Origin of the sequence: Enterobacter cloacae complex sp. I1M (assembly GCF_014982425.1) — a bacterium.
GTDB lineage: Bacteria > Pseudomonadota > Gammaproteobacteria > Enterobacterales > Enterobacteriaceae > Enterobacter > Enterobacter intestinihominis.
In genome coordinates this window covers 1-251 of the sequence record NZ_JADCLG010000061.1, presented here as the reverse complement: position 1 = coordinate 251, position 251 = coordinate 1, and the positions used below count along the sequence as shown (strand labels likewise).

1 protein-coding gene is annotated in these 251 nt (G+C 61.8%); it reads left to right on the top strand.

The features are described from left to right. On the top strand, positions 1 to 251 hold a 251-nt coding region (locus tag INF86_RS22185), incomplete at both ends, for a carbon starvation CstA family protein (RefSeq protein ID WP_305047274.1).

Sequence of the window (251 nt, the reverse complement as noted above, 5' to 3'; positions counted from 1 at the left end):
CCTGTGGGGCAGTGTCTGGCTTCCATGCGCTTATCGCCTCCGGGACCACGCCGAAGATGCTGGCGAATGAAAATCAGGCCTGCCTGATTGGCTATGGCGGCATGCTGATGGAATCCTTCGTGGCGATTATGGCGCTTGTCTCGGCCTGTATTATCGACCCGGGCGTGTACTTCGCGATGAACAGCCCGATGGCGGTACTGGCCCCGGCCGGCACTGTTGACGTGGTCGCCTCTGCTGCGCAGGTGGTGAGC